Here is an 18,850-nt window from a genome sequence, read left to right on the forward strand (position 1 = left end):
CCACGGAGTTTTCCACAGGAGTGGATAACTACATGGGTGTAACTACCCGGTTGTGGACATCCCGGATCACCGGAGGCTGTCGAGCCGCAGCCCAGACTAGATAGACGGGCCTATATCTACGATTCGTTCGAAGTAGGAGTGTCACTCACGCTGCCGCGAACCATCGACGAGACGCTCAAGGGCTGGCGAGCCGGCCCACGCAGCGTAGAAGATGATCGGCCCCGCGGGTACGCAGACTCGGGTGGGCCCCAGATGTCGAGAGACGCTCCAGAACAGATGGCGATGGGCCGACCAGAAGTGTCCGCGCACTCGTGTCGTGGTGTGACCTGACGGGCGCAGCCCCTCTCTCGTTAGTTGAGTCCCTCATAGTGGTGTAGCCCCCACAGTGGCCGTGGCCGTCGATGACGGCAGGGCGGTCACCGTGGGATCCTTCGAGTTCACATCTCACAGCTCTCTCAAAGGAAATCAACCACGATGACCGCTCCTCACATTGTCGACCCCGCCCGCGTGCTGGGCAACCTGCTGACCGAAGCATCACCTGACATGATGCGCCAGCTGCTGCAGAACATGATCAACGCTCTCCTCTCAGCCGACGCCGACCAGGTCTGCGGCGCCGAATGGGGACAGGCGACCCCCGAACGTGTGGTCCAGCGCAACGGCTACCGCCACCGCCCCCTGGACACCCGCGTCGGCACCGTCGATGTCGCCGTCCCGAAGCTCCGTTCTGGCAGCTACTTCCCCGAGTGGTTGCTGGAGCGACGCAAACGCGCCGAAGCGGCCCTGATCACCGTAATCGCCGACTGCTACCTCGCCGGCGTCTCCACCCGCCGAATGGACAAGCTGGTCAAGACCTTGGGCATCGACGGGTTGTCGAAGTCGCAGGTCTCCCGCATGGCTGCTGACCTCGATGAGCACGTCAACCAGTTCCGGCACCGCCCGTTGGACGAGGCAGGCCCGTTCACCTTCGTCGCAGCTGACGCGTTGACGATGAAGGTCCGTGAGGGCGGCAGGGTGATCAACGCCGTCGTGCTCGTGGCCACGGGCGTCAACGGCGACGGTCACCGCGAAGTCCTGGGTTTGCAGGTCGCCACCTCCGAGACCAAACCGGCGTGGAACACGTTCTTCGCCGACCTGGTCGCCCGTGGCCTGGCTGGGGTCCGGTTGGTCACCTCCGATGCCCATGCCGGGCTGGTGGAGGCGATCGCGGCGAACCTGCCTGGCGCTTCCTGGCAGCGCTGCAGAACCCACTACGCAGCCAACCTGATGTCCGTGACCCCGAAGAGCATGTGGCCGGCGGTCAAGGCGATGCTCCACTCCGTCTATGACCAACCCGACAAGAAGTCGGTCCAGGCGCAGTTCGACCGGCTGCTCGACTACACCGCCGAGAAGCTACCCCAGGTTGCAGAGCACCTCGAAGCCGCCCGGGCGGACGTGCTTGCGTTCACCGGCTTCCCCAAGGACGTGTGGACCCAGATCTGGTCGAACAATCCTGCCGAACGCCTGAACCGGGAGATCCGGCGCCGCACCGACTCGGTCGGGATCTTCCCCAACCGGGAGGCGATCATCCGCCTCGTCGGCGCAGTCTTGGCCGAACAGACCGATGAATGGGCAGAAGGCCGTCGCTACCTCGGCCTCGACGTTCTCACCCGTTGCCGACTCACCACCATCACCAACCCCGTTGAGGATGTGACCGAACCCCTCGCACTCACTGCCTAACCGAAGGAATCGCTACACCACTCCGCTGGACTTGACCCTCTCGTTTCGTGGAATGACTCATGATTCGCCCTTTTTCCTGCCCAACCCTGGGGTAACCGTTGTGGCTGTTTCACCGGGGCGGATGAGCCCTGATTCGTAGCTAAGGATCACGAGTTGCGATCGGTCGCGGGCGGAGAGCTTGGTCAGGAGTCGGCTGACGTAGGTGCGCGCGGTGGCAGGGCTGATGTGGAGGCTGGCGCCAACCTCCTCGTTCGATTCGCCGAGGCCGATCCGGGCGAGGACCTCGCGTTCGCGGTCGGTCAGCGAATCGAGCAGAGCCGGGCGGGTGCTGGTGGTTGGGACTTCGGCCAGCGTGCCCATGACCTTTCGCGTGATCGCCGGCGACAATAGGGAGTCGCCGGCTGCGACGGTGCGGATCGCGCTTCGCAGCTCGGTGGGGGCGATGTCTTTGAGGAGATAGCCGGCCGATCCCGCCCGGATCGCTGCCAGCACGTTCTCGTCCTCATCGAAGGTCGTCAGCACCACGACCCGCACGTTCAGGAGCGAAGGGTCGGTCACGATTGCCCGCGTCGCGGCGATCCCGTCCATCTGCGGCATGCGGATGTCCATGAGCACGACATCCGGCCGGTGCTCGCGTACCGCGCTGATGCCGGCGCGGCCGTTGTCTGCTTCGGCGACGACCTCAATGTCGCTGTCATGTTCGGCGAGAGTGCGTAGACCCGTTCGGACGAGTTCCTGGTCATCGACCAACACGACGCGGATCATGGCAGCCTCGCGGGGATGGTGGCCTCGACGGCGAAACCGGCGCCCGGGAAGGAGCGCGTGGTCAACGAACCGCCGAGCAGCCTGACTCGTTCGCTCATTCCAGCCATGCCATACCCGCCCGTCGCACCGGCACCGGTCTCCGCTCCCCGTCCGTTGTCGGTGACACTGATGTGGAGTCGGCCGTCACGGATGCCGACCTTCACCTGCGCGTGCGTGGCGCCGGCGTGGCGGACGACGTTGGTGATCGACTCTTGGATCACTCGGTATGCCGCCGCGTCGACCGGTGCGGACACCTCCGAGTGGGTTGCGGTGATGTCGGTCGTGACCTCGACGCCGGCACCTCTGGCGGCGTCCGCGAGCTCTTCCACGGCCGAGAGCGATTGGATGCTCCGTGTCTCGTCGCGATCGGAGGTCGAACGCAGGATGCGCACCATCGAGCGGAGCTCTTGCATCGATCGTGTGCTGGCTGACCGAATGCGGTCGAGGGCATCGCTGACGGCGCGATCGTCCTGCCCGACTGCTTCGGCACCCACCCCTGCTTGGATGGAGATGACCGACATGGTGTGACCGATCGTGTCGTGCAGCTCTCGGGAGATTCGCTCACGTTCGCTCTGCATTCGTAGCTCCGCCTCACGGGCGAGTTGCGCTTCGGTGAGCAGGGCAATCTTGGCCTGCTGAGCTGCACGGAGGCGACGGGCTCGAACGCTGTACCCGAGCGCGATCGCCGCGGAGAACAGAGCGATGTTGGAAACGGACTCGTAGCCGAGAAGGAACCCGATCGCCTCTTCGTCGTCGTAGACCCGGTAGAACATGGAGACGGCGAACACGACGAATGTTGCTCCCGTCGACCACAGCATGAGCCCGGCCTCGGCTGCGGAGAACAGAGCGGCAAGTACAGGCACCGCGACGCCGATCGGCGGGTAGTCGAGGCTGTAGTAGGCGAACATCCCGAGCACGCTGAGAACGAGCACCGTCCGCGGCATCCTCCGGCGCAGTAGCATCAGAGCGCCGAAGCCGGCCGCGAACAGGTAGGCGATGACATCCGGCGACTTGGCGCCGCCCGAGCCTGTCGCGATGATGAGGGCGAGCGCGAGAGTCACAGCTGTTCCCAGCAGCGCGTCGACGACCCACGGCGCCGCATGCCCGGTGCGGCGATCATCGCCCACCGGCTCACGGCCAGGCGCCGAAGATCGTTCATCCATACCGCCAAGGCTACGGGCAGGCAGCGTTCCAGTCATGAGCCTCCAGGCGGTGCCAGGTGTCGCTTCTCGACGTACCCAAGATGAGACTGGAGGAGACACAGGTCGAGAGCCGAGGCGGTTGTGAGGACGCGAGTGCGTTTCTAGCGTTGCTGGCATGAACACAATCAAGTCACTTCAATGGTCGCTCATCGCCGGTCTCGGCGCGCTCGCGCTGGTCAGGCCGCTCGTGAGCATGGTGGAGCATCAGCTCGATGTCAGCGACCCTCCAGTGGTGCCGATCATCATCACCCTCGTCATCTCCGCCGTCTGGATCGCGGTCGTCGGCCTGAGCAAGACTGCCCATCCTGTGCTGACCTTGCTGTTCACCGGGCTCACCTACGCGGTGCTCTCCATCATCCTCAGCGGCATCCTCTCCCCGATCCTCACCGGTGAGCTCCAAGGCCCGCTCGCCATACGGATCGCGATCATCCCGGTCTTGCTGACCAACGCAATCTGGGGTCTGGCCGCCGGTGGACTGGCGCTCCTGCTGCAGGGACTACGAGGCGTTCGTTCCCGTGTCGCCACCGAGTCGCGCTGAGCCGGGACGCAGACCAATGAGCAACACGCCCCGCGAGCCTCGCGATCCGCACGACTCGGATGAGCGCATAGCCGATGAGACACGCACCGATGCCTCGCCCGGTACGGCCCCGGCAGGGAACACCGGCCGGAGAACAACGCTCCTACGCAAATTCGGGGTCGGACTACTCGGCCTGATCGGTGGTCTACTCGTCGGCCTCGTGGCTCGTTTCATCGTGCCCGGCGACCCTCCGCTCGTCGTGGCGCTCCTCTTGGGTGCGGTCACCATCACTCTCGCTGTCGCGGGCGTGGCCATCGCACTCGTGATCGACCACCGATACCCCGCACGGCGCACACGGAAATCCGCGACCGACCGGCCCCGACCATCCGCCTCCGTGGAAGGCAATCAACGAAAAGGAAATGTGATGCGAAAAGTCGGAATCGGCGCGCTCGGTGTCATCGGTGGGGTGCTGCTCGCGCTCATCGTGCAAGACCTCCTGGCGACTGCCTTCTTCAGCAACGGGACCATCCCGCCCGGCCCCGGCATCGTTCTCGGCTTTCTCATGCCCGTCTTCGCAGTGCTTGGAGCTGTTGTCGCGGTCCTGATCCACCACCGGAGTACGAGACGCACGTCGGAGAGGGCGACCGATGAGTGAGTCGCATCGCGGCGGCCTGTCCCGCCGCACGGGGCTGAAGATCGGTGGGGCCACCGTGGCCGGTGTCGCATTGTCGAACCTGCTGGCCGCGTGCGGGATCGACAGCGGCGGTTTCAACAACAGCACACAGGGAAGCGCAGGGCGCGTGCTGGAGAGCGAGGTGCCGCTTCCCGAAGCGTTCCGCTCCCGGCTGCCGATCCCGCCCGTGCTAGAACCGGTCCACCGCGACGGGACCACGGACTATTTCGAGGTCACGCAGAAGGTCGGGCAGGCCGCGATCCTCGAGGGGCTCAAGACCGAGGTGTGGGGGTACAACGGCATCCTGCCCGGCCCGACCATCGTCTCCCGTAGCGGGCGGCGCACCGTCGTGACTCATCGGAATGAGCTACCGGTGCCGGTGTCGGTGCATCTGCACGGAGGCAAGACGGCACCCGAGCATGACGGGTACCCGACTGATCTCATCCTGTCGGCCAGCGGTGCGGGCGGGCACTCCGGGCACGGTGGTACCGGCGTTGTCGGCAGCAAGGAATACGTGTACGAGATGGATCAGCCCGCCGCGACGCTGTGGTACCACGACCACCGGATGGACTTCACAGGCCCTCAGGTCTACCGGGGCTTGGCCGGCTTCCACCTCATCCACGACGATACCGAGGACTCGCTCAGCCTTCCCTCCGGTGAGCGGGACATTCCGCTGATGATCCTTGATCGTGCCTTCGCCGCCGACGGGTCCTTCCTCTACCCCTCGGTCGATCCCACCCTCACCAGCACCCCAGGGGTGACCGACGGCTACATGAGCGGCGTCCTCGGCGACTGCATCCTCGTCAACGGTGCCGCTTGGCCGGTGTTGGAAGTGTCCGACGCCAAGTACCGGCTCCGCATCCTCAACGCCTCCAACGCCCGCCGCTACCGCCTCCGCCTCGACGGCGGGCCCCGCTTCGTCCAGATCGGCAGCGACCAGGGACTGCTCTCCGCCCCCGTCGAGCACGACGCGATCGACATCGCCCAAGCCGAGAGGTTCGACGTGATCGTGGACTTCTCAGGCCATGACGTCGGCGATCAGATCACGATGGTCAACGAGAACGGCAGCGGGGGCACGGCCCAAGTCATGCGGTTCGTCGTCGCCCGCCGGGAGGCTGACACGAGTGTCGTGCCGGATCGACTCGCCGACCTCGAAAATCTCTCAGAAGACGACGTGAGCGTCGAGCGGGAGTTCGTCTTCGCCCGAGGCGGCGCACAAGCCCACGGAACGACCCTGTGGACGGTGAATGGACAACCGTTCAGCCCCGACACGATCGTCGCGCATCCTGAGCTCGGCGCGACCGAGAAGTGGACCATCCGGGCACAGAACGTCGAGCACCCGTTCCACATCCACCTCGCCCCTTTCCAAGTCATCGGACGCGACGGCAACGACGATCCCGGCCGCTACAACCAGGGGTGGAAGGACACCGTGAACCTCGACACCGGCGGCAGGGCGGAACTGCTCATCCGATTCGACGGCTACCGCGGCAGGTACGTCTTCCACTGCCACAACCTCGAACACGAGGACATGATGATGATGGCGAACTTCGAGGTCGTCTGAGATGCCTCGGATTTTCGTCCTCGAATCGTGGTCGTCGCGCCTAACCAGGCGGCTCACGAGGTCTTGGACACCCGGCATCAGCTCGTCCGGGCACAAGCCGACCGGACGGGCATGTGAGGCATGGGAGCGATGTTGACCCGGATGCGTTCAAGGGGTCTCGCGGCGTCAGTCCACACATCGTCGATGATCATGCCTGCGCCAGCCTTCGCCATGGCCTGCAATTGCCCGCGTCCAGGCGTCTGCAACGGCGTGGAAGTCACCTCCGAGTTGCAGCCTCGCCCTGCTCACCGAACGCGATCCCACCGCCTGATCCCAGCATTGACGACGGCAACTGATTGATGAGGTCGTCAATGGCCATACTGATCCACGGCCTCGGCAGGACGTGCTGGAGGCAGCGGACGATTCCGGAATTACCTGAGCTTGAACCGCCATTGAGAACAATCACCTGCGTCATCACGAAGGATGCATCCGGGCGGGTTGATCCATGGCCGGGATCGTCATCGCGTCCTCGTCGATTGGGCCTCCTTGGAGGGAAGAGAGAGCTCGTAATGGAGCAACTCAGCGACGTCCCCGGAAGGGGTCGTTCCTGAGGCGCTTCCGATCAACTCGAAGCCGGCTGCGGCAAGCACCCGTTGCGACCCCGCGTTGTCGATGACGGTTCGTGCCGTCAGCTTCGAGAGCCCGCTCAGTTGGGAGAAGCGCGCTGCCAGTTCGAGGGCAGCCCCGGACATGCCACGACCGCGGGATGCGGGATGCACCCAGAAACCCACTTCGGCTTGGGCATCCGTCAGGTCGAAGAGCACAAGGCTGCCGGCAAATTCGTTCGTCGCTTCGTGTGCGACGGCGAGGACGGCCAGATCCCCCCGGTCGAGCCCGAGTCCGACTTCGCCGTCGATCATCTCGATCACGGACTCAGTGGTGTATTCGGGAGCGGGCAGGTGCGCGTAGGCACGGACCGCGGCGTCCTCGGTCCCTGCAGCGTAGGCTGCCGCATCAGCATGGGTGAGTTCGCGAAGCCGGGCAACTTCATTGGCCAGTGGGAGCTTTGAGGCGTCAAGCATGGGGCTTGTCCTTTCTCAGTTGGATGGTGTTGCCTGGGTCTTCTTCTCTGCGGCGCGTCGGGCTCGTCGCCTTCGGCGAGGTCCGACGGTGCGGACTCTCCCTGTGGCCGACTCTCGTCAGTGGGCATCCTCCGAGCGGAGGATCCCAAGGGCGGGAAACATGGGGGACTCCAATGTTTGGGAAGTGGTTCATATTCCAGACTCCCGGCTACGTCGGCGTGGGCAATCGGTCAATCGGCCAGTACGGCATCCCTCTTTTCAAGGCCGTTGTGGGTCCGCCAATTGATGGGTCAGCCCAGGATGCCCAGCTCATACGCAGCAGCAACGGCAGCAGCACGGTCCACGACTCCCAGCTTCTCGAAGATGTGGGTCAGGTGCGTCTTGATGGTCGCCTCGCTGACGAACAGTTCCCTCGCGATCAATCGGTTGGCCATGCCCTTGGCCACCAGACGCAAGACTTCGCGCTCCCTGGCGCTCAGATTCGCACGGGTCTCCGGACTACGCACATGTGAAGCGAGTCGTGTGGCGATCGCAGGCGACAGCACCGTCTCCCCCGCCACTGTGGCCCGGATGGCGTTGAGCAGGGTTTCCGCGGAAGAATCCTTGAGCAGGTAGCCGCTGGCTCCTGCCTCGATGGCTGCCACGGTGTCTGAATCCGTGTCGAACGTGGTCAGCACCAGCACTGCGGCGGGAAGACCGCGGTCCTTCATTGCCCGCACCGCATCCACCCCTCCGCCGCCCGGCATGCGAAGGTCCATGATGACGACGTCGGGTTGCAGGGCGGCGGCCATCTCGACAGCCTGTGGGCCGTCCGACGCTTGGCCTACGACCTCCACGCCGGGATCGGCTGAGATGGTGGCGGATACCCCGTCGCGCACGACGGGGTGGTCGTCGACTACCAGAACGCGAATCATGCTGCCTCCTTGGGTAGAGCAGGTAAGTGCAGGGAGATGGCGGTGCCGCTCCCAGGGCAGGTTTCGAGGTTGAGGATCCCGTTGAGACGGTCTGCACGTTGTCGCATGCCGCGCAAGCCGAACGACGTGGAACCCACGTCTCCAGCCGGATCGAAGCCCGATCCGTCGTCCCGCACGTCCAGCACCACCTGATCAGTGTCATAGGTCAGCGTCACGCCCACTCGGTCGGCATCAGCGTGCTTGCCGACGTTGGCCAGCGCCTCTTGGGCGACACGCAGCACGGTGGCTTCGACCTCTGGATGCAGCGCACGCACGTTGCCGGTCACAATTACGCGTGCCTGGGGAGAATGGTCCCCGCGCCACTCCTCAACCAACGTCATGACCGCCTCGGCCAACCCCGTGGAACTCAGTGGCTCGGGCGAGAGATCCAGCACAGATCGCCGAGCGTCACCGAGCGCACTGCGGACGAGAGCGGTGGCCCGCTCCACGCGGGCGTTCGGTTCACCACTGGATTGGACGGCCTGCAGTTGGGCCAGCGCCCCGGCCAGGCTCTGCGCAATGGTGTCATGGATCTCACGGGCCAGCCGCTGTCGCTCATCGAGGATGCCAGCCTCCCGCGCCTGCTCGACCACGGTCTTGTGCAGCTCAGCGTTCTCTCGTGCGGCACTCTCCAAATCCTCGTTGAGACGCCCCAGCTGTTCGATCATTGCGACCTGTTCCTCGGTGCGCCTCCTGATCTGAGCCTGCAGGTGGTCCAGGAGCAGAACCAACCCAATGTTGACGGCAAGGAGCACCAAGAAGATGGCTCCTTGGAGCACCCCCGCAATCGGGAACCCGCCGGACTGGGAGCCGGCCAGTGTCACGGCGACCGCGAACATGCCGAGCCGCCGCCGCGCCGGATGCTTGAGTTCTCCTAGGTCGAGATAGCCCACCCATGCGTAAATCCCGAAGAACGGGTTGATCCACGTCAGGATGAAGGCCACGATCGAGCGGCCCGCAAAGTGGATGGCCATCCTGTCGGGGTCGCGGCGCCAGTGGGGATGGGCGATAGTCCACCACCAGGACCAGGACCCAACTGCAAGGACGAGGACTGCTTGGACGATGAGCCACGTCGGCGTGTGGACGCCGAAGAGGCTGGCCGTCGCGGACGCAATCAGCGAGGCGAGTCCAAGCAACATGAGTATGGCGTGGGGCGTTCTCCGCTCCCATCGTGTGGCGTCTTGGGGGTTGACCATGCGGCTCTCACCTCCGGCGGAAGGCCGACGACTATACACGGATGCCCACGCAGACGGCCTCTGACTCGTGGTTCAGGACCAGCGGCCCTCGTAGTCGATGCGGCTCCAAGGCCAGTCGGTCTCCATCCATCGGGCCACCGCTCTGGCCAATGGCACGTCGAGGTGTTCGCGGTCGGCACGTACCCAGGATTGCGCGACGACGTCATGCTCGGGCGAGGGCGACGGGTAGAGGTACACACAACCGATCACGTCGCCGTCAGCCGGATCCAGGACCGTGAATGTGAAACCCTTGCGGGCGGTGAAGTCATCCGCATGGCGGACAAGGTCACGCAGGTTGCGCCCGGGGGTCATCCCCTCGGGCGGGGGCCAGTTGCCGTCCGGGTATCCAGGCGTCGACCGGATGTGATCGATGCTCGACATCCAGGCTGCGCGGTCTGCCTCATTGTGCTGGGGCCCGAGCGGCTCCAGGCGGAAGTGCTCATGAGTCAGCATCAGGGGAGGCTCGAAGTCCTCTGGGACGAAGGTCTCGATGTTCGCAGTCATGACTTCATCCTCGCGGCCGCACGGGAATCACACATCGGAAAGTCGGGCGGACCTCGAATCCCCCGAATGGCTGATCGAGAGGGACGCGCCGAACGGCCCGCTCCCTCCAACGAAGCGGACGGATCGCCCGTGGGCTTCGTCGAAGGCGCGGCTACCGATGCTCGAGGAACGGGTCTACTTCCGCTGTTGATCATCGCCTTGGGCGTGTTGCTAAAGAGTTTCGGGTGGTGAGCCGGGTAGCTGGAGTGCCATATCGAACACCAGGCCCGAGTGGGTCCAGAGGAGTGCTCCGCCAGCTTCGCTTACCACTACTCGTCGAGCGTGCGGGATCCGGGTTGTGAGGAGTGCGCCGTGATCGGGCGAGTGCACTCGGTCACGGGCTCCGAATAGCACAGTGACAGGAGTCGTGATCGCGGCCAGATCGACGGGCCAGGGCGTGGTCGCCATCATCGTGTCGGCGACGTAGCCTCCGCCGTCTCCAGCAAACCCCTCTGCGAGGGCGGTCTGATAGAGAGCGTCGAAGGCGGATGTGGTATATACGGCGCGGTCCTTCGCGTCGGCCCCATCGAGGACCATGGTGCGCATGGCATGCGGGGTGAAGGAACCCAGCAGATCCCGAGCCGCGTCCGGTGTGCCCTGCACGAGATCGGGCAGAGCACGCGCAGCCTCGGGGAGTAGCTCGCGCACTGACGGATTGGCCACTTCGTCTGCTGGCGAAGCTAGAACAAGAGTCTGTGCCCACCCCTGGGCGGCCGCGGCGAGACCGAACAGCGCGCCCTGCGAGTTCGCGACGATGGGAACGGTGGGGTTGGTCACGCCGAGCGCGACCGCGACGAAGGCGCGATAGTCGTCCGCTGTCGACGCCGGGGTGCGTGTGGGGTCGGCACCCGAACTGCCCATGCCAGGACGATCCATCGTGATGAGCCGAATCCCGCGGGTATCGAGTAGATCCTCACCAAACACCATGGACTTGCCGGTTCCCGCCCCGGCGATGTACAGGATCGGCGTCCCATCCTCGGGACCGTGGATGAGACCGGTCAATGACCGGCCTGACGGGCGACTCACAGAAAGAGGGGACGGCATCATCCGATTCTATGGCGGATCAGGTCCTCTCATCATGCGGTAACAGGGCGGCCTCAACCTTCTTGCCAGAGTGGTGTGCGTATCTGCGAGCACGGCCCACACGCTCTAGCGTGCGGTGCCAACCCAGTGGAGGGTGGCAGCGAAGCAGAGTCCCGCGTGGTAGTTGCGGGCGAGTTTGTCTGATCCCATCGCGATGCCCCGCCATTGCCCGAGTTACCCGAAGCAGCACTCCACCACGTTAGCCCGCGGTAGCGGAGCTTCTGCGCGTCACCAAAGCCGATCGACGTCCGCGCTTCTTCCGGCGATGTGCATGCCTCATCAGAAATCACACCGCGAGACACGAACCAAGACCTCACCCACGAATCACCGAATCGGGTTTGGCAACACGGCCTAGCGCCAGCGGAATGTCCGGTAAGCGATGAGTGCACAGGGCACGGCCCAGCCGAGGAGCACGAGGAGCTGCGCCCAAGGGAAGGGCTGTCCGTACCAGGCTGCCGACAGCGACTGGGAGGCTGCACCGAGCGGTGTGAACCCCGCGATCTGACGCAAGGTTTCGTTCATGAGCGGTCCGGGCGTCCAGACCCCGGCGCTGAAGAGGGAGGCGATGAAGATCAGCATGCCGATCCCGTTGGCGTTCTGGGCGCTGGATGCACGGGCTGCGACGATGGCGCCGAGCGACAGCATCGCGACTGCCGCGAGGCAGAAGGTGGCGAGCACGAGCGGAACTGATCGCGGTGCCTGTGCGCCGAGGAGCGCCATCGCCACGCCGGTCGCTGCGACTGCCCCGGCAAGGAGCGATGCAGCAGACACGATCAACTGGGCCCCGAGTACGCGGTGCGGGCCCACCGGCGTGCTGCCCAAGCGGCGCAGCACGCCCAGTTCCCGATAGCCGCCCATCGCGGAGGGGAAGTTCGTCAGCGCGACGCTGCCCAGCACGACCGTGAGGGCAATGGGGACGAAGAGGTCGATGACGCGCAGACCCTCGAACACTGGATCGCTGATCCCCGTGACGGGTTCGCGGGTGCCGGGGATAACAAATCCCTGCACCAGGAGGAGGGCCGCGGGGAAAGCGAGTGCCATGAAGAGGGCGTTCGGGTTGCGCAACAGGAGGGTCGTCTCCATGCGCGTCAGGGCGCTGAGGGCGTTCATGCGGATGCTCCTTCGTAGTGGGTCTGGTTGGCATCGACCAGCGCAAGGTAGGCGTCCTCGAGGTTGTCGATCTCCGGGTTTGCCTCCGCAGCGCGGGCAATCAGGTGCTCAGGGGTGCCGTCGAAGATGGTCCGACCGTCGGCGATGATCGCCAAGCGGTCGCAGAGTCGTTCGACTTCATCGAGGAAGTGGCTCACGAGCAGGACGGTGATCCCAGACGCGCGAATTCGCTCGACCAACGCCCACACGTCGCGGCGGCCTTGGGGATCGAGGCCGGTGGTCAACTCGTCGAGGATGGCGACCCGGGGATTGCCGATGAGGGCCAAGGCTATGGACAGCCGCTGGCGCTCGCCACCCGACAGTGCGCTGAAAGCTGCCTTCCTCCGGTGGGTCAGCCCCACCGTGTCGAGCAGTTCCGGTACTGCTGCGGGCTTGGGATAGAAGGAGGCGAAGACGCGTAGGGCCTCCTCAACGCGCAGAGTGGAGGGCAAGGCGCTCGTCTGCATCTGGTAGCCGACCAGGGAGCGCAGGACCGTCCCCTCTTGGGAGGGGTGCCGCCCGAGGACGCTGATGCCACCGTCGTCTGACTCAAGCATTCCGCTGATGCATTCGACCGTGGTCGTCTTTCCAGCACCATTGGGACCGAGGAGGCCGAAGATCTCACCGGCGTCCACTGCGAAGGAGACATCGGCAACGGCGACCTTAGGGCCGAAGGCCTTGCGCAGCCCTCGCACGGCGATGACGGGCTGATGAGAGGGTGTTGTTCTGATCATGCATTCCATGTTTCGCCGTGCTCCCTGCAGAAACATCAGGGAGGTGGCCAGGCCTCCCCCCACCCAATCGGCGGACTCGGAATTGGATGAACGTCCGATCAGCAGAGGTGGGGGTTCGACCAAGGTGGGGCACATGACAGCCACCAACCAATCCTCCTTGGAACTCAAGGCAGTGTCGGTCCGGGTCGGAGGACGCGCCACCGGTTACGAACTGTTTGCACCGCTCTCGGAGTCCTTCGAGCCGCAGCAGGTGACAGCCATCATGGGCACATCAGGATCTGGCAAGAGCACTCTGCTTCACGTAGCAGCAGGGTTACGTCCGCCGACGAGCGGCGGCGTCCTACTGGGCGGCCAGGACTTGACCCTGCTGTCCGAGCGTCGCCTCAGTCAGGTCCGACGAGATCAGTTCGGGTTCGTATTCCAGACCTACAACCTCCTGCCCTCACTGACGGTCTACGACAACGTTGCGCTCCCGTTGCGACTGCGCCGCGACAGACAGGTGCGGGCCCTGCGTGTGACAATTGCCGGCATGCAGCGAGTCGTCTTCATGTGCGGCCCGGCGGGCTCGGGCAAGTCCACCCGGGCGCGCCGGCTGGAAGCCGAGGGCATGGCGAGGCTGTCGTTCGACCAGACGGCATGGGAGCTCGGGCATCGCAGCATGCCGCTTCCGGCCGAGGTGCACCGGCAGATCGCGCGGCAACTGAGGTCGGAGCTCGAGCGCCTGCTGCAGGAGGGCCGCGACGTCGTGCTCGACTTCTCGTTCTGGTCCCGCCGGATGCGCGACGAGTGGCGCGCCGTCGTCGAGCAGCACGGGTTGGTTCCCGAGACGGTCTACCTCGCCACCGACCGCGAGACCGTCCTCGCCCGGATCCGTGAGCGGGCTGGTGGCGACGGGGACGACTTCGAGCTCGACCACGAGACGGCTGCCCGCTACTTCGACAACTTCCAGCCGCCGACCCCTGAGGAGGGGCCGCTCACCGTGGTCAGCTGACCACCGGGTCGTCGAGGATCTCCGGAAGGGCGCGGGAATGGACGTCGAAGAGTGGGCTGTCCGGGTCCGCGACAGTGACCAGCGCCTTCCACAACGCCCAGGCTCGCGCCCGGCGCCACGTGTCGTCGTCGAGCCCGACGGTCTCCCGGAAGACTCGCCGGTCGGAGCCGTCGAACATCGTCCAGGCGGCGACCAGGTCGCAGGCCGGATCGCCGACGCCGCAGGTCCCGAAGTCGATCAGGGCGCTGAGCCGGCCGTCGGCGTCCACGAGCAGGTTCCCGACGGCGACGTCGCCGTGGAACCAGACGGGATCCGCCGACCACGCGCTGGAAGTGCCCTCGCGCCAGATCGCCCGCGCGGCTGCTGCCTGCCCCGAATGGGCCGGATCCCCGAGGCAGCGCTGGACCTCGTCCGCGTACGCGCTGGGATGCGTCCCGCGCAGGAATGAGTGCCGACCGGCCCACGGGCCGCCCCCGGCAGGCACGTCGCGAAGCGCGCGCAGGGTCCGGCCGAGGTCGCGAGCGAGCTCGGTGCCGTCGACCCCGGCCGTCGCGTCAGGAGTGTTCCCGGGCAGCCAGCGCCTCACCGACCACGGACGGGGGAGGGCTGCGGACGGCCCGACGGAGTGGACCACCTCCGGCACCGCGACCGGCAACCGCCCCGCCAACCTGGGCAGGACCGAGTCCTCCTTCTCGATGCCGGCCGCATAGGCGTCCGCGCTCGGGATCCGGACGGACAGCTCGTCACCGAGCCGGAAGGTGCGGTTGTCCCAGCCCTGTGGCTCAACCGGTTCGACGGCGAGCTGGGCGAACTGTGGCAGCTCGCGCCCGACGAGGCCGGCGACGAGCTCGGCAGTGAGTTCGGGCATGACCGGAGCCTAGTGCGGAGGAGCCGGGCGCGGGTAGGCTCGGCAGCACCGCAAGGAGGCGCCGTGTCAGACTTCTTCTCCATCTTCCAGCCGGGGATGCAGTACGTCCGCGAGCAGCGGGACTTCGAGAAGGTCCGGTTCGTGGAGTCGGAGGACGGCGCACCCGGCGGCCCGTCCCCGGTGGACTTCGAGGCGGGCCGCGTGACCATCGACGTGGTCCCGCGCGACGACGAACCGACCGACGATCAGGCCTGAGGGATGGCCTCCGCGGACCACCACCACACCGTCGCACGCCCGGGGGAGTCGCGCGCATTCCACTTCGAGTCCCGGTGGCTGGTCGACGCCCGTGTCGACAGGGCCTGGGAGGCCTTGGTCGACGTCGCGGGCTGGTCGGACTGGTGGCCGGGCGTTCGTGCTCGTGCGGGAGCCGGGCGCCGGGTGTCCCTCGTGGCCCTGAGCCCGCTGGGTTTCAGCCTCGCGTTCGAGGTCGAACCGACGGTGGTCGAGCCCCCGCACCGGACGGAGTTCGTGGCCGAAGGAGACCTCCGCGGCCACGGCAGCTGGACCTGCCACGCGCAGGGGCAAGGGACTCGGATGGAGATCGTGTGGTGCGTCTGCTCCGGCCGTCTGCCGATCAGGTTCAGCCGGCCGCTGGCGTCCTGGGCCCACGGCGCTCTGATGCGGCGCGGCGAGCGGGGGCTGCGGGCAGCACTCCGGTGAAGCTTGTCGGGCCAGCGGCCGGGGCCGATCTCGGCGGCGAGGGCGAAGGTCCGGGGGTGTGGACACGAACTCGCCCACACCCCCGTCAGAGGGTCACTGGTTCCAGTAACCCACGTTGAACACGACCTTCTCCGCAGTCATGGTCAGTTCCGCCGCTTCCTCCGCGGACAGCTTGCCGGGGTTGGTCAGCGCCTGCACCTGGTCGACGAAGGCGTCCAGCGCACCCAGTGCGCCGCTGGTGTTGCCCCGCTCGACCTGCTTGTACGCCTGGTCGAGCTTGACCGTGAGCGCGTTCTTCAGACCCTTGGTGAGGCTGGTGTCCGCGACACCGTCCCGGAGCTGACCGATCTCGTCGGAGAGGAACGCTCCCGGCTTCCACAAGTAGTCGCGAGCGAAGATCGTGAACAGCTGGTTCCAGGCGTTGAAGTCATGGGCTCCGGCCACCATGACGTTCTCGACGATTCCGACTGCGTCACGCACGGCGACTGCGTCGGGGTTCGGCAGGCCGAAGTCCCAGGCACCGCCACCGTAGAGGATGTACGGCACGGCGAGGTTGGGCGTGTCGGGGTTGATGCTGACTCCGCCACTCCAGGGACCGTAGTAGCCGAACATCGTCGGGTCGTAGTTCACGATGTTGGACGTTACGAAGCTGCCCATGGACAGGCCCGCGAAGGCCCGTTGCGTGGGGTGCGACGAGACGTTGTAGTTGCTCTCGACGAACGGGATGATGACTTCGCGCAGGTTGGGGTACCCGTCCTGTGCCGACCCGAGGTAGTTGGCGTTGGTCGTGATGACGACCGCCGGCTCGGTGAGTCCGTCCTGGATCAGGTTGTCCATGATGACCGGGACGCTGCCGATGTTCATCCAGTCGGACTGGTCCTGGCCGCCGCCGTGTTGCATGTAGATGGTCTTGTACGGCGTGCTGCGATTCTCGTCGTAGTTCGGCGGCAGGTAGACGCCGAGGGTCCGGGTGGTGCCGTTTACCTCGAACGGCACGTAGCTCCAGTTGGCCTCGGGCGAACCCGGGCGGGGGTTCTCGATCTCGCGCGCCGCCATCGGAGCGTAGTCCTGCTTCTGGGCGTCGTAGGGCACGTTGACCTTGTTGAAGGCGCGGCGGGCAGTTCCGGTCAGGCCGTCGGGGGCGTAGATCGGCGGGTTGGCGGGATCAGTGACCCACAGCTGCCTGTTGCCGTCGACGTAGAACCAGTACTGGTTGGCGCCGGCGGCCAGCGGGACCTCGGTGACCCAGTAGCCGTCGCCGACCTCGGTCATCGCCGCCTCGTAGGCGCCGCCACCGCGCATCAGACCGGGCCGGTACTGGTCGGGTTGGTAGACGGTGGTGTTGCTCCGGTCCTCCCAGTCCCGCAGCAGGATGTCCGCGACGAACGTCACGGTGGTGGCGTCGGGGTCGTGGTAGACGAACTGCACGGTGTAGCCGGTCGGCGAGTTCGGGTCGGCGATGACCGTGGGGCCGGGGGTGAGGGCTGCCTCGTCGTCGGCCATTGCCGACGTCGAGGACATGCTCACTGCCATTGCCAGGGCGGTGAGAAGGGTCCCGAACAGCTTGGCGCTGCGGGTCAGGGGGCTTTGGCCAGTTGAGTCCCTCATAGTGGTGTAGCCCCCACAGTGGCCGTGGCCGTCGATGACGGCAGGGCGGTCACCGTGGGATCCTTCGAGTTCACATCTCACAGCTCTCTCAAAGGAAATCAACCACGATGACCGCTCCTCACATTGTCGACCCCGCCCGCGTGCTGGGCAACCTGCTGACCGAAGCATCACCTGACATGATGCGCCAGCTGCTGCAGAACATGATCAACGCTCTCCTCTCAGCCGACGCCGACCAGGTCTGCGGCGCCGAATGGGGACAGGCGACCCCCGAACGTGTGGTCCAGCGCAACGGCTACCGCCACCGCCCCCTGGACACCCGCGTCGGCACCGTCGATGTCGCCGTCCCGAAGCTCCGTTCTGGCAGCTACTTCCCCGAGTGGTTGCTGGAGCGACGCAAACGCGCCGAAGCGGCCCTGATCACCGTAATCGCCGACTGCTACCTCGCCGGCGTCTCCACCCGCCGAATGGACAAGCTGGTCAAGACCTTGGGCATCGACGGGTTGTCGAAGTCGCAGGTCTCCCGCATGGCTGCTGACCTCGATGAGCACGTCAACCAGTTCCGGCACCGCCCGTTGGACGAGGCAGGCCCGTTCACCTTCGTCGCAGCTGACGCGTTGACGATGAAGGTCCGTGAGGGCGGCAGGGTGATCAACGCCGTCGTGCTCGTGGCCACGGGCGTCAACGGCGACGGTCACCGCGAAGTCCTGGGTTTGCAGGTCGCCACCTCCGAGACCAAACCGGCGTGGAACACGTTCTTCGCCGACCTGGTCGCCCGTGGCCTGGCTGGGGTCCGGTTGGTCACCTCCGATGCCCATGCCGGGCTGGTGGAGGCGATCGCGGCGAACCTGCCTGGCGCTTCCTGGCAGCGCTGCAGAACCCACTACGCAGCCAACCTGATGTCCGTGACCCCGAAGAGCATGTGGCCGGCGGTCAAGGCGATGCTCCACTCCGTCTATGACCAACCCGACAAGAAGTCGGTCCAGGCGCAGTTCGACCGGCTGCTCGACTACACCGCCGAGAAGCTACCCCAGGTTGCAGAGCACCTCGAAGCCGCCCGGGCGGACGTGCTTGCGTTCACCGGCTTCCCCAAGGACGTGTGGACCCAGATCTGGTCGAACAATCCTGCCGAACGCCTGAACCGGGAGATCCGGCGCCGCACCGACTCGGTCGGGATCTTCCCCAACCGGGAGGCGATCATCCGCCTCGTCGGCGCAGTCTTGGCCGAACAGACCGATGAATGGGCAGAAGGCCGTCGCTACCTCGGCCTCGACGTTCTCACCCGTTGCCGACTCACCACCATCACCAACCCCGTTGAGGATGTGACCGAACCCCTCGCACTCACTGCCTAACCGAAGGAATCGCTACACCACTCCGCTGGACTTGACCCTTTGGCCGCCTCGGTCGGGGGTTCGATCCCCTCCGGGGCGCCTCT

At 65.8% G+C, this 18,850-nt stretch carries 20 protein-coding genes; 8 read left to right on the forward strand and 12 right to left on the reverse strand.

Annotated features, from left to right (window positions below; all coding sequences use genetic code 11):
• The first annotated feature begins 474 nt into the window (after positions 1 to 474).
• Entirely contained in the window at positions 475 to 1,716 is a 1,242-nt protein-coding gene (locus FOJ82_RS08940; RefSeq protein WP_143938144.1) for an IS256 family transposase, read from the forward strand.
• A 57-nt stretch (positions 1,717 to 1,773) separates the two neighbouring features.
• On the opposite strand, the gene FOJ82_RS08945 is transcribed toward FOJ82_RS08940, so the two are convergent.
• Both FOJ82_RS08945 and FOJ82_RS08950 read right to left on the reverse strand, forming a co-directional pair.
• On the reverse strand, positions 1,774 to 2,481 hold the full coding sequence (locus tag FOJ82_RS08945; RefSeq protein ID WP_143938145.1) for a response regulator transcription factor: 708 nt from the start codon (positions 2,479 to 2,481) through the stop codon (positions 1,774 to 1,776).
• Positions 2,478 to 3,719 carry a sensor histidine kinase gene (locus tag FOJ82_RS08950; RefSeq protein WP_185975696.1) on the reverse strand — a complete coding sequence of 414 codons (1,242 nt, stop codon included), beginning with the start codon at positions 3,717 to 3,719 and terminating at the stop codon, positions 2,478 to 2,480. The genes FOJ82_RS08945 and FOJ82_RS08950 overlap by 4 nt, the downstream gene beginning before the upstream one ends.
• Positions 3,720 to 3,837: 118 nt before the next feature.
• Between FOJ82_RS08950 and FOJ82_RS08955 the strand changes: the two genes are divergently transcribed.
• Genes FOJ82_RS08955 through FOJ82_RS08965 form a run of 3 tightly spaced genes read left to right on the forward strand, consistent with a single transcriptional unit; the run spans position 3,838 to position 6,473 of the window.
• The gene (locus FOJ82_RS08955) at positions 3,838 to 4,260 is read left to right on the forward strand and encodes a hypothetical protein (RefSeq protein ID WP_143938147.1); all 423 of its coding nucleotides are present in this window, start codon (positions 3,838 to 3,840) and stop codon (positions 4,258 to 4,260) included.
• Positions 4,261 to 4,276: 16 nt separating this feature from the next.
• Positions 4,277 to 4,894: an ABC-2 transporter permease gene (locus FOJ82_RS08960; protein ID WP_143938148.1), complete on the forward strand. Its 618-nt coding sequence runs from the start codon at positions 4,277 to 4,279 to the stop codon at positions 4,892 to 4,894.
• Positions 4,887 to 6,473 (forward strand): multicopper oxidase family protein, encoded by a 1,587-nt coding sequence (locus FOJ82_RS08965; protein WP_143938149.1) that lies wholly within the window; start codon positions 4,887 to 4,889, stop codon positions 6,471 to 6,473. Before FOJ82_RS08960 ends, FOJ82_RS08965 begins: the two co-directional genes overlap by 8 nt.
• A 256-nt stretch (positions 6,474 to 6,729) precedes the next feature.
• Here FOJ82_RS08965 and FOJ82_RS17025 read toward each other — a convergent pair whose 3' ends face one another.
• The 8 genes from FOJ82_RS17025 to FOJ82_RS09005 form a co-directional block, all read right to left on the reverse strand.
• Complete coding sequence (locus FOJ82_RS17025) at positions 6,730 to 6,927, reverse strand: phosphotransferase-like protein (protein ID WP_221933083.1); 198 nt, start codon at positions 6,925 to 6,927, stop codon at positions 6,730 to 6,732.
• Positions 6,928 to 6,970: 43 nt separating this feature from the next.
• A complete protein-coding gene (locus FOJ82_RS08975; RefSeq protein ID WP_143938151.1) occupies positions 6,971 to 7,534 on the reverse strand; it encodes a GNAT family N-acetyltransferase in 564 nt (187 codons plus the stop codon).
• A 290-nt stretch (positions 7,535 to 7,824) separates the two neighbouring features.
• On the reverse strand, positions 7,825 to 8,448 hold the full coding sequence (locus FOJ82_RS08980) for a response regulator (protein ID WP_143938152.1): 624 nt from the start codon (positions 8,446 to 8,448) through the stop codon (positions 7,825 to 7,827).
• Positions 8,445 to 9,626, reverse strand: a complete 1,182-nt coding sequence (locus FOJ82_RS08985; RefSeq protein ID WP_185975697.1) for a sensor histidine kinase — start codon at positions 9,624 to 9,626, stop codon at positions 8,445 to 8,447. The genes FOJ82_RS08980 and FOJ82_RS08985 overlap by 4 nt, the downstream gene beginning before the upstream one ends.
• Positions 9,627 to 9,755: 129 nt before the next feature.
• On the reverse strand, positions 9,756 to 10,226 hold the full coding sequence (locus tag FOJ82_RS08990; protein WP_143938154.1) for a GNAT family N-acetyltransferase: 471 nt from the start codon (positions 10,224 to 10,226) through the stop codon (positions 9,756 to 9,758).
• A 210-nt stretch (positions 10,227 to 10,436) separates the two neighbouring features.
• Positions 10,437 to 11,267 (reverse strand): alpha/beta fold hydrolase, encoded by an 831-nt coding sequence (locus tag FOJ82_RS08995; protein WP_185975698.1) that lies wholly within the window; start codon positions 11,265 to 11,267, stop codon positions 10,437 to 10,439.
• A 432-nt stretch (positions 11,268 to 11,699) separates the two neighbouring features.
• Positions 11,700 to 12,458, reverse strand: a complete 759-nt coding sequence (locus FOJ82_RS09000) for an ABC transporter permease (RefSeq protein WP_143938156.1) — start codon at positions 12,456 to 12,458, stop codon at positions 11,700 to 11,702.
• Complete coding sequence (locus FOJ82_RS09005; protein WP_143938157.1) at positions 12,455 to 13,231, reverse strand: ABC transporter ATP-binding protein; 777 nt, start codon at positions 13,229 to 13,231, stop codon at positions 12,455 to 12,457. The genes FOJ82_RS09000 and FOJ82_RS09005 overlap by 4 nt, the downstream gene beginning before the upstream one ends.
• A gap of 133 nt (positions 13,232 to 13,364) precedes the next feature.
• Here FOJ82_RS09005 and FOJ82_RS16470 point away from each other — a divergent pair, with 133 nt between their 5' ends.
• Positions 13,365 to 14,222 carry an AAA family ATPase gene (locus FOJ82_RS16470; RefSeq protein WP_221933084.1) on the forward strand — a complete coding sequence of 286 codons (858 nt, stop codon included), beginning with the start codon at positions 13,365 to 13,367 and terminating at the stop codon, positions 14,220 to 14,222.
• Here the strand turns inward: FOJ82_RS16470 and FOJ82_RS09020 are convergent.
• Positions 14,215 to 15,090: an aminoglycoside phosphotransferase family protein gene (locus tag FOJ82_RS09020; RefSeq protein ID WP_143938158.1), complete on the reverse strand. Its 876-nt coding sequence runs from the start codon at positions 15,088 to 15,090 to the stop codon at positions 14,215 to 14,217. The genes FOJ82_RS16470 and FOJ82_RS09020 overlap by 8 nt on opposite strands.
• A 63-nt stretch (positions 15,091 to 15,153) precedes the next feature.
• On the opposite strand from FOJ82_RS09020, the gene FOJ82_RS09025 reads away from it, so the two are divergent.
• Together FOJ82_RS09025 and FOJ82_RS09030 are read left to right on the forward strand one after the other, a co-directional pair.
• Positions 15,154 to 15,345, forward strand: coding sequence for a DUF6191 domain-containing protein (locus FOJ82_RS09025; RefSeq protein ID WP_143938159.1), 192 nt, complete (start codon positions 15,154 to 15,156; stop codon positions 15,343 to 15,345).
• 3 nt (positions 15,346 to 15,348) lie between these two features.
• Positions 15,349 to 15,810 carry an SRPBCC family protein gene (locus FOJ82_RS09030; protein WP_143938160.1) on the forward strand — a complete coding sequence of 154 codons (462 nt, stop codon included), beginning with the start codon at positions 15,349 to 15,351 and terminating at the stop codon, positions 15,808 to 15,810.
• A gap of 93 nt (positions 15,811 to 15,903) precedes the next feature.
• Here the strand turns inward: FOJ82_RS09030 and FOJ82_RS09035 are convergent, their stop codons facing one another.
• Positions 15,904 to 17,418, reverse strand: a complete 1,515-nt coding sequence (locus tag FOJ82_RS09035; protein ID WP_143938161.1) for an alpha/beta hydrolase-fold protein — start codon at positions 17,416 to 17,418, stop codon at positions 15,904 to 15,906.
• A gap of 107 nt (positions 17,419 to 17,525) precedes the next feature.
• On the opposite strand from FOJ82_RS09035, the gene FOJ82_RS09040 reads away from it, so the two are divergent.
• Positions 17,526 to 18,767: an IS256 family transposase gene (locus FOJ82_RS09040; RefSeq protein ID WP_143938144.1), complete on the forward strand. Its 1,242-nt coding sequence runs from the start codon at positions 17,526 to 17,528 to the stop codon at positions 18,765 to 18,767.
• Positions 18,768 to 18,850: the final 83 nt, after the last annotated feature.

Source organism: Tessaracoccus rhinocerotis (genome assembly GCF_007197885.1).
Taxonomy (GTDB): Bacteria; Actinomycetota; Actinomycetes; order Propionibacteriales; family Propionibacteriaceae; genus Arachnia; species Arachnia rhinocerotis.

What these genes read in the sequence shown, in the direction of transcription:
- FOJ82_RS08980 (WP_143938152.1), bottom strand. Translation starts at nt 8,448, where the DNA reads ATGATTCGCGTTCTGGTAGTCGACGACCACCCCGTCGTGCGCGACGGG.
- FOJ82_RS09035 (WP_143938161.1), bottom strand. Translation starts at nt 17,418, where the DNA reads ATGAGGGACTCAACTGGCCAAAGCCCCCTGACCCGCAGCGCCAAGCTG.
- FOJ82_RS09030 (WP_143938160.1), top strand. Translation starts at nt 15,349, where the DNA reads ATGGCCTCCGCGGACCACCACCACACCGTCGCACGCCCGGGGGAGTCG.
- FOJ82_RS17025 (WP_221933083.1), bottom strand. Translation starts at nt 6,927, where the DNA reads ATGACGCAGGTGATTGTTCTCAATGGCGGTTCAAGCTCAGGTAATTCC.
- FOJ82_RS09005 (WP_143938157.1), bottom strand. Translation starts at nt 13,231, where the DNA reads ATGATCAGAACAACACCCTCTCATCAGCCCGTCATCGCCGTGCGAGGG.
- FOJ82_RS08940 (WP_143938144.1), top strand. Translation starts at nt 475, where the DNA reads ATGACCGCTCCTCACATTGTCGACCCCGCCCGCGTGCTGGGCAACCTG.
- FOJ82_RS08975 (WP_143938151.1), bottom strand. Translation starts at nt 7,534, where the DNA reads ATGCTTGACGCCTCAAAGCTCCCACTGGCCAATGAAGTTGCCCGGCTT.
- FOJ82_RS09020 (WP_143938158.1), bottom strand. Translation starts at nt 15,090, where the DNA reads ATGCCCGAACTCACTGCCGAGCTCGTCGCCGGCCTCGTCGGGCGCGAG.
- FOJ82_RS08955 (WP_143938147.1), top strand. Translation starts at nt 3,838, where the DNA reads ATGAACACAATCAAGTCACTTCAATGGTCGCTCATCGCCGGTCTCGGC.
- FOJ82_RS08985 (WP_185975697.1), bottom strand. Translation starts at nt 9,626, where the DNA reads ATGTTGCTTGGACTCGCCTCGCTGATTGCGTCCGCGACGGCCAGCCTC.
- FOJ82_RS08965 (WP_143938149.1), top strand. Translation starts at nt 4,887, where the DNA reads ATGAGTGAGTCGCATCGCGGCGGCCTGTCCCGCCGCACGGGGCTGAAG.
- FOJ82_RS08945 (WP_143938145.1), bottom strand. Translation starts at nt 2,481, where the DNA reads ATGATCCGCGTCGTGTTGGTCGATGACCAGGAACTCGTCCGAACGGGT.
- FOJ82_RS08990 (WP_143938154.1), bottom strand. Translation starts at nt 10,226, where the DNA reads ATGACTGCGAACATCGAGACCTTCGTCCCAGAGGACTTCGAGCCTCCC.
- FOJ82_RS09040 (WP_143938144.1), top strand. Translation starts at nt 17,526, where the DNA reads ATGACCGCTCCTCACATTGTCGACCCCGCCCGCGTGCTGGGCAACCTG.
- FOJ82_RS08950 (WP_185975696.1), bottom strand. Translation starts at nt 3,719, where the DNA reads ATGACTGGAACGCTGCCTGCCCGTAGCCTTGGCGGTATGGATGAACGA.
- FOJ82_RS08960 (WP_143938148.1), top strand. Translation starts at nt 4,277, where the DNA reads ATGAGCAACACGCCCCGCGAGCCTCGCGATCCGCACGACTCGGATGAG.
- FOJ82_RS09000 (WP_143938156.1), bottom strand. Translation starts at nt 12,458, where the DNA reads ATGAACGCCCTCAGCGCCCTGACGCGCATGGAGACGACCCTCCTGTTG.
- FOJ82_RS16470 (WP_221933084.1), top strand. Translation starts at nt 13,365, where the DNA reads ATGACAGCCACCAACCAATCCTCCTTGGAACTCAAGGCAGTGTCGGTC.